The sequence below is a fragment of the Pallidibacillus thermolactis genome, assembly GCF_025660415.1.
GTDB classification, from domain to species: Bacteria; Bacillota; Bacilli; order Bacillales; family Caldibacillaceae; genus Pallidibacillus; species Pallidibacillus thermolactis.
Genome location: NZ_JAOUSE010000080.1, coordinates 1 through 9,200 on the forward strand (window position 1 = coordinate 1; position 9,200 = coordinate 9,200).

5 protein-coding genes and 1 pseudogene are annotated in these 9,200 nt (G+C 33.6%); 4 read left to right on the forward strand and 2 right to left on the reverse strand.

Going from position 1 to position 9,200, the window contains the following annotated elements; translation table 11 throughout:
- Nucleotides 1-138: 138 nt before the first annotated feature.
- Nucleotides 139-1,083, reverse strand: coding sequence for a UDP-N-acetylmuramate dehydrogenase (gene murB / locus OEV82_RS15500; protein ID WP_173657676.1), 945 nt, complete (start codon nucleotides 1,081-1,083; stop codon nucleotides 139-141).
- Between the two features lie 277 nt (nucleotides 1,084-1,360).
- Between murB and OEV82_RS15505 the strand changes: the two genes are divergently transcribed.
- Complete coding sequence (locus OEV82_RS15505) at nucleotides 1,361-2,395, forward strand: AI-2E family transporter (protein WP_263062381.1); 1,035 nt, start codon at nucleotides 1,361-1,363, stop codon at nucleotides 2,393-2,395.
- Nucleotides 2,396-2,453: 58 nt separating this feature from the next.
- Here OEV82_RS15505 and OEV82_RS15510 read toward each other — a convergent pair whose 3' ends face one another.
- Nucleotides 2,454-3,632: an ROK family transcriptional regulator gene (locus OEV82_RS15510; protein WP_263062378.1), complete on the reverse strand. Its 1,179-nt coding sequence runs from the start codon at nucleotides 3,630-3,632 to the stop codon at nucleotides 2,454-2,456.
- A gap of 325 nt (nucleotides 3,633-3,957) precedes the next feature.
- Here OEV82_RS15510 and xylA point away from each other — a divergent pair.
- The 3 genes and pseudogenes from xylA (at nucleotide 3,958) to OEV82_RS15525 (ending at nucleotide 8,871) form a co-directional block, all read left to right on the forward strand.
- A pseudogene (gene xylA / locus OEV82_RS15515) lies at nucleotides 3,958-5,274 on the forward strand (xylose isomerase).
- 336 nt (nucleotides 5,275-5,610) lie between these two features.
- Nucleotides 5,611-7,221, forward strand: coding sequence for a glycoside hydrolase family 43 protein (locus tag OEV82_RS15520; RefSeq protein ID WP_263062379.1), 1,611 nt, complete (start codon nucleotides 5,611-5,613; stop codon nucleotides 7,219-7,221).
- Between the two features lie 345 nt (nucleotides 7,222-7,566).
- Nucleotides 7,567-8,871: an ABC transporter substrate-binding protein gene (locus OEV82_RS15525; protein ID WP_263062380.1), complete on the forward strand. Its 1,305-nt coding sequence runs from the start codon at nucleotides 7,567-7,569 to the stop codon at nucleotides 8,869-8,871.
- Nucleotides 8,872-9,200 lie beyond the last annotated feature (329 nt).

Genomic DNA, 9,200 nt, shown 5'->3' on the forward strand with positions numbered 1-9,200 from the left:
TTATTGTCTGTACGCTTCGATAACATCCTAAATTTCCCCCGTTAACCAAGAATTCTATCCCTATTATACAAAAAAAGCCTGTAGATTTGGCCACTAGTTAGGGACTTTGTCTACAAGCTGAAAGGAATAGGCCATGACCTATTCCTTGTTTTGTTTAAATTCATTTTTATCATTTAAATCTTCTCCAATGATCCGAACTTCCCGTTCTAAAGACACACCGAATTTTTCTTTGACCGTTTTTTGGACGTGTCTAATTAAAGAGATATAATCCGAAGCCGTTGCGTTATCAACATTGACAATAAAGCCAGCGTGTTTTTTAGAAACTTCAGCACCACCAATTCGAGTTCCTTGCAAATTACTGTCTTGAATGAGCTTCCCAGCAAAATAACCAGGCGGACGTTTAAAGACACTTCCACAAGAAGGATATTCTAACGGTTGTTTTGATTCTCTTCTATAAGTTAAATCATCCATTACTGCCTTAATTTCATCGTAATTTCCGTGTTGTAATTGGAATGTTGCTTCTAGAACAATATCTCCGTTTTCTTGTATATTACTGTATCGATAAGATAAGTCTAAATCTTGTGCTTTTCTTGTAATCATTTCACCATTTTTATCAATAACTAAAACTGATTCAAGACAGTCTTTAATTTCACCACCATAAGCACCAGCGTTCATATAAATAGCGCCACCTACGGTACCTGGAATTCCACAGGCAAATTCAAGACCTGTAAGTTTTGCATCTAATGCTTTTCTCGACGTATCAATAATTGCAGCACCACTTTGGGCGGTAATTCTTGTACCCGACACAGTAATTTTATTAAAGTTCTTAAGTGAGAGTACAATGCCTCGAATTCCGCCATCACGTACAATTAAGTTTGATCCATTACCGATTAAAGTAAATGGTACTTTTTCTGTTAAACAAAACTTTACTACATTTTGCACTTCTTCATAATTAGTAGGAGTGACAAAAAAATCAGCTTTTCCACCTAATTTTGTATACGTATGATTTTTAATATGTTCATCAATCGCTATATTTTCTTCATTTATGATTTTTACTAATTGATTATAAATTGTAGTTTTCATCTCTAGTCATTCCTTTAATGTTTTCGGGTGATGGAATGTATTCTAATAAACCCAATATTTATATTACGTGTAAAAATCATTTTTAGCAACCTAATCTTTATTTGAAAAATAGCCAATTTAATTCGTAAATATCATATTAAAAATTGTGGTAAATGTGCCAAAATGAGGTTATGATAAAATTAATCTAGATTTTTTTGTGAAATAATGCGATAAAATGAAATTTTTTTTGATAACAAGCATATACAATAATAAAAAAGATATAGATGGGAAGTTGAAAATAGTGGATGATGTAGTAAAATTTTTTAAAAATACGAGCCTAAAACGAGTAGTCATTTTTGCCATAATCATTTTTATCCTATATCTTCTTCGTAGTGTTATTAACATTATCCTTCTAACCTTTATTTTCTCATTTTTAATCAATGGTTTAGAAAAAGTAATCTCTAAAAGAATCCCAATTAATCGGAAAATAACGGTCCTTTTTCTATTTACTGCAGCGGTATCATTATTAGTTTATGGAGCTGTTCGTTACTTACCGGTTCTCGTAAATGAAATTACTCAACTCTTGAAGCAATTAATCGATTTTTACTCCAAGCCAATTATAACAGATAATGAGATCGTGAATTATATATTAAAATTGATTGAGGATTTTGAAATCACTGAATATTTGGAGTTTGGTGTCACGTTTGCAGTCGAAACCGTTAATAATATTAGTACATTTAGTATTCAGTTATTTTTAGCCTTAATATTAAGTTTATTCTTTTTGTTAGAAAAAGAAAGAATAATTGAATTTACATCGCGTTTTAAATTTAGTAGAATGCGCTCTATTTATGTGGAACTTGAATTTTTTGGGGAAAAGTTTGCTGGTACCTTTGGAAAAGTGATTGAAGTTCAATTTATGATTGCTACTGTTAATATGATTATTACAACATTCTTCCTATGGTTAATGGGTTTTCCACACTTATTTGGATTATCGATCATGGTGTTTTTCCTTGGATTAATTCCAGTGGCCGGTGTAATCATTTCACTCGTTCCACTTTGTTTGATTGCCTTCAGTATTGGAGGCATTATGAAAGTAATTTATGTTTTAATTATGATTGCGGTTGTACATGCGGTTGAAGCTTATGTATTAAATCCTAAATTTATGTCGTCGAAAACGAATTTACCTGTTTTTTATACCTTTATCGTATTAATTGCTGGTGAGCACTTTTTTGGAGTCTGGGGTTTAATCTTAGGTATTCCAATTTTTATATTTATTCTGGATGTGTTAGGGGTTCACACGATTGATACGGAAAAGAGAAAGCAAATCAATTAAGAGAATTATAAAGAGGTTGTTCCAATGCAGAAGGTGAGCTTTAGAACAACCTCTTACTTTAATTTAAAGAACTTTTTAAAAACGATTCAATAGAAAGAGCAGATACTCCTAAAGCTGATGAATAGGTTGTCAATTTAGAAAAACTAATATCAAGTTGGTCTTGATGATATTTCATTGTATTTTTGTTTATAAATTTCTCAATAGGTTTTTTAAGCCAATCTTTTGCGATGACAAGTCGATTACCAATAATAATTTTGTCAGGATTAAATGTATGAATAATATTATTTATACCAACTGCTAGATATGTACCTATTGTATTAAATAAATTGATAATATCTTCATTTCCTTGTTTTGCTAATTTGTCTAATAGTTCAATAGACAAGGTTTCCTCAGTAACATTTGGAAGTGATAGCCGCTTTGCCTCATCTAACAATGCTTTTTCAGATGCATAGAGTTCCCAACACCCGCTGCTCCCACATGGGCAGTCTTTACCATTTACTTGGATGATCGTATGACCAAACTCACCAGAAAACCCTTCTTTACCTGAGTACAATTCACCATTAATGATAATTCCTACGCCAATTCCAATACCTGCGCTAACATAGAGCATGTGATTTGAGTCATTTCCTGCACCATACAATTTTTCACCATAAGCTCCTGCACTTGCTTCGTTTTCGATTATTACAGGAATATTAAATTCATTCTCAATATCACGTTTTAAATATTGATTCTTCCATCCGAAATTAGGAGCAGTCAATATTCGCCCGTCATGATCAACGAGACCTGGTACACCTATTCCAATTCCAACAATCCCATATGGACTTTTTGGTGCTGCTTGCATTAGTTCTTGAATAATGGACTTTAGAAAGGTAAGAACTTCATCATAAGTCCGAACGTTTAATTTTCGATTAATCTCAACAAGATTTTTCCCTTTTAAATCTGTTAAAACTCCGAGAATATAATTTACACCTAAATCAATCCCTATAGAAAAGCCAGCACGTTCATTAAATAAAAGCATAACAGGGCGTCTTCCTCCACTAGATTTTCCAGGTCCTGATTCCAATATCAATTGTTCATCCATAAGTTCAGTTACAAGAGAAGAGACAGTCCCTTTATTTAAACCTGATTTTTGCGAAATATCTGCTCTAGATATAGGTGCGTAGTGAATAATCATATCTAACACTAAATTTTTATTAATTTTTTTAACCAGCTGATGATTACCGGTTTGAATTGACAAGTAAATCCCCTCCAGCTCTAAAAAATAACCGTATCAATACCGTTAAAATAGACTCAATATTTTACTTCTATATTAAAAAAAAAAAATATTCGAACTTATTATAACATAGTTTACTAATCAAACAAACTTAGCCTATCCAATAAAATCATAATAGGTTTAAGAAAGAAAAATCACATAAAAGTTCCATTTTTGAATGATTTGCATGTTAATGAAAATTCGAAAAAAACTTAATTTGTTTAGTAGACAAACTTAGTTTCAGTTAGTATAATTCAAAGTGTAATGTGTTCTGCAGAGTCAATATTATTAATGTAGGAGGTAATATATAATGGCCTTTTTCGAAAGCGTTTCCAAAGTAGATTTTGAAGGTCCTAAATCCAAAAATCCGCTTGCGTTCAAATTTTACAATCCTACTGAGGTAATTGGTAGTAAAACAATGGAAGAATGGTTAAGATTCAGTGTTGCATATTGACATACATTTACATATGAAGGTGTCGATCCATTTGGTCACGAGAATATGATTCGACCTTGGAGTCATTTGAAAGGAATGGATTTGGCTAAAGCAAGAGTTGAAGCAACATTTGAATTTTTTGAAAAATTAAATGTACCATTCTTCTGTTTCCATGATGTCGATATAGCGCCAGAGGGGGATACATTAAGAGAAACAAATAAAAATTTAGATATCATTGTATCGATGATTGAAGAGTATATGAAAACAAGTAAAACGAAACTTTTATGGAATACGGCAAATATGTTTTCAAATCCAAGATTTGTCCATGGAGCGGCTACTTCTTGTAATGCAAATGTATTTGCCTACGCTGCTGGAAAAGTAAAAAAAGGATTAGAAATCGCCAAACGACTAGGAGCAGAAAACTATGTGTTCTGGGGTGGCCGTGAAGGCTACGAATCATTGTTAAATACAGATATGGGTTTAGAACAAGATAACTTGGCAAGATTTTTCCACATGGCTGTAGATTATGCAAAGGAAATTGGTTATGACGGACAATTTTTAATTGAGCCGAAACCGAAAGAGCCAACAAATCATCAATATGATTTTGATGTTGCGACTGGGTTAGCTTTCTTACAAAAATATGATTTACAAGAACATTTTAAATTCAATATAGAAGCAAACCATGCAACATTGGCAAGCCATACATTTGAACATGAATTACGTGTTGCACGTATTAACGGCATGTTAGGGTCTGTTGATGCAAACCAAGGAGATCCATTATTAGGATGGGATACGGATGAATTTCCTACTAATTTATATTCTACAACTTTAGCAATGTACGAGATTATTAAAAATGGTGGCTTAGGAAAAGGTGGTCTAAACTTTGATGCAAAAGTTCGCAGAGGCTCTTTTGAATTAGATGACTTATTTAAAGCACATATTGCCGGCATGGATAGCTTTGCGGTCGGTTTAAAAGTGGCTCATCAATTAATAGAAGATAAGGTATTGGATCATTTTATTGAAGATCGGTATAGAAGTTATACAGAGGGAATCGGAAAAGAGATTATGGAAGGACGAGCAAACTTAAAAACACTTGAACAATATGCTTTAGACTTACCTGAAATAAAAAATGAATCTGGACGCGTAGAAGAGTTAAGAGCAATTATTAATCAGTATATTTTAACTGCCTTCTAATAATATATTTACATCAATTTCTTCTTTTATTTGTTTAGCTGAACGGTTAACTTTTAGGTCCAACTGAGTGATATATTTAATATTGGTAGGGATGAAAAGTGAAATAAAATTATTAAACTTACCAGTAAACAAGCCAGTGAACAAGGACCTGCAATAAGTACTGAGATGTTAGCCGGATGTGGATGAGGACGGTATGAAACATTAAACGACTGTGCAAAAGAGTATATGAACCAAACCTTAGTCATGTCATATTCTAAAAAATAGTATTTTATAAAAAATATATGGTGATGAGTTAATGGAATATAAAAATTATTAAAATATGTTGAGGTGAATATTTTGGTACGAATTAAGAATCCTATTTTAACAGGTTTCAATCCCGACCCATGTATTTGTCGGGTAGGAGATGATTACTATATTGCTGTTTCGACGTTTGAATGGTTTCCTGGGGGAGGCATTTATCATTCAAAAGATTTAAAGAATTGGCGCCTTGTTAGTAGACCTTTAAACCGCTTAAATCAACTTAATATGAAAGGCAATCCAGATTCAGGTGGAGTGTGGGCTCCGGCATTGTCATATGCGGATGGAAAATTTTGGTTAATATATTCGGATATAAAGGTAACGGAAGGTCAATGGAAAGACGGTCATAATTACCTTGTGACTTGTGACACCATTGATGGTGAATGGTCAGACCCAATATATTTAAATAGCAGTGGTTTTGATCCGTCACTTTTTCACGATGATGACGGCAAAAAATATCTCGTAAATATGTATTGGGACCATCGTGTTGGTAACCATAATTTTTACGGTATTGTATTGCAGGAGTATGATCCGGTGCAACAGAAATTAGTTGGTCCGCAAAAGATTATATTTAAAGGTACGGATATGGGTCTTGTGGAAGCTCCACATATTTATAAAGTCGGCGAATATTATTATTTATTAACAGCAGAAGGCGGGACAAGATACGAGCATCAAGCAACAATTGCCCGCTCTAAAGAAATCACAGGCCCGTATGAAGTACATCCAGATAATCCTTTAATTACATCATTTCCTTATCCAAGAAATCCGCTTCAAAAGGCTGGACATGCATCTATAGTTCAAACGCATACAAATGAATGGTTCTTAGTTCATTTAACTGGTAGACCATTGCCGAAAGATGGGCAACCTTTATTAGATCCTCGTGGTTTCTGTCCACTTGGTAGAGAAACTGCTATCCAACGATTAGAATGGCGCAATCATTGGCCATATGTTGTAGGAGGAAATCAACCTGCTTTAGAAATTGAGGGCCCAAATATTAAAGAAGTGAAATGGGAACGAGACTATCCAGAAAAAGATGACTTTGATTCAGAACAACTGAACTTACATTTCCAAACATTGCGTATTCCTTTAGGAGAAGACACGTTGTCATTAAAAGATAACCCTGGACATTTAAGACTTTACGGAAGAGAATCGCTTACATCAAAATTTACTCAAGCCTTTGTGGCTAGACGTTGGCAGCATTTTAATTTTACAGCTGAAACAAAAGTTGCATTTCATCCTGACACATTCCAACAATCTGCTGGTTTAGTAAACTACTATAATACCCAAAACTGGACAACTCTCCAAATCTCTTGGAATGAAGAAAAAGGTAGAATACTTGAATTAATGTCTTGTGATAATTTTACCTTTGATATGCCACTTAAAGGAAAAGAAATTGTTATACCTAAAGAAGTGGAATATGTTTATATGAGAGTTGATGTAAAAGTAAATACCTATTCTTATTCTTATTCTTTTGACGGTGTAAATTGGGTGGAAATACCATTTGCTTTTCACTCTTATAAATTGTCTGATGATTATATTCAGGGGGGAGGTTTCTTTACCGGTGCCTTTGTTGGCATGCACTGCCGAGATACATCTGGCACTAGGAAGTATGCTGATTTTGATTATTTTATTTATAAAGAAAAGGAATAAAGGAAATGTAATTAATGTTGTTGAGTGGTCAGGGCATGTTATTTACCATTATAAAAATCAGTGTGGGCATCCGTACCACACTGATAGAAAAATTATGTGACTTACCAATTTGTAATTTACAAAATATTGACAATCGAAAAATAATAAACTATTATTTAAATAACGTTAGTTTATTCAATAAACAAACTTTGTTATCTTTTAAAATATTAGAGATGAGAGGTGATTTATCTAAATTTATTAAGATTATTGTAAACGCTAACATATATAACAAAGTTAAATGAACGGTTGGTTTATGGATTGAATAGGTGATGGATAAGGAAATTAATAATTGATGGAGGGATTTGAATGAAAAAAGTTGTCAAGTTACTATCAGTTTTACTTGTCCTTAGTCTCTTAATCTTAACTGGTTGTACATCAAATAGTAATTCCAGTTCAAAGGGTAAGGATGATGGTGTGTTAGAGATCTGGACTTTTACAAATGAAATAGATACGATGGTTAACGATTATTATTTAAAAGAGTATCCAGATTTAGACTACAAAATAAAAGTAGTTGAAATACCGACAGAACAATTTGAACAAAAACTAGATCCTGTATTAGGATCAAAGGAAGCACCAGACGTTATATTAATGGAAGCAAATTTTGCAAAAAAATATGTTGAGTCAGGTATGTTAGAAGATTTAAGTCAGTTTGATGTTGTGGTTCAAGGAGCAGAAAATACATTTGATTATGTTAAAGATGTAGGTACGAATAGTGATGGACAGTTTGTAGCAAATGCATGGCAAGCTGCACCAGGAGCCTTTTTTTATCGGGATAGCATTGCTAAAGAGTTTTTAGGATTAGAAACACCTGAAGATGTACAAGCAGCCATTGGTACATGGGATGATTTTTATCGTACAGCTGTAAAACTAAAAGAGGCATCTAACGGTGAAGTTTATATGGTTTCCAGTGTGGCTGATTTTAAATACGCTTTTCTTGGTACTCGGGATCAAGGTTGGGTAGTTGATAATAAACTTGTCATAGACGAAAAAATTTACGATTTATTAGAGATTGCTAAAAAGTTTAACGAAGAAGGATTAATGCTAGATGCAGAAGAAAACAGTGAGTCGTATTATGGTGGTATGTCAGCAGATAATATTTTTGGGTATTCACTTCCAACATGGGGCTTACATTATTGGTTAAAGCCAAATGCAGAGTCGTCTGACACAGGAAATTCTACGGCTGGTGACTGGAGAATGGTACAAGGACCGGCGGCATACTACAGAGGCGGCACATGGATTGGTATAACGCAGACAAGCAATATGAAAGAAGAAGCTGCTGAATTAATTGCTTATGTAACAACAAATGAGGATTTCCTCACTGCTTGGGCTAAAGATACAGGGGATTTTGTTTCTAATAAAAGTGTAGTGGAAAATATTAAAGGTGATTATTCTGAAGAATTTTTAGGTGGACAAAACCATTACGCAGCATTTGCGGAACAAATTCCTAATATTGATGCAAAATCATTAACGGAATTTGACCAAACACTTAATACACTTTTTTCTGATCATGCTTTAATTCCGTATTCAAAGGGAGAAGTGGATTTAGATACGGCTATTGAAAACTTTAAAGCAGCTGTCCAAAATTCTTACCCGAATTTAACGATTGAATAGTCGTAGTGATAGACTAGTTATTTGAAACTAAATCGTGAGTGTAGTAGTGAAGGATTATTTCGTTTATAGTCTCATCACCATATTCTGTGATGTTCACACAATTCCGGCAATAAGTTAGCGAGATTGATACTCAATCTAGAGTAGCACCTTCGTCAGCTTGCAGACCACTAAGTGGGTAGAATGGAAGTGGTCAAGCGCTTTCCTTAACGGCTTCCATTCTAGCCACTACAATGCGGAAAGCTGATGAAGGGCATGGTTAAGCAACCTGATTTTTATAAGTTTTACCTGTACATTCCAAAAATACACGTAGTCGAAATCTTTCAAGGTTT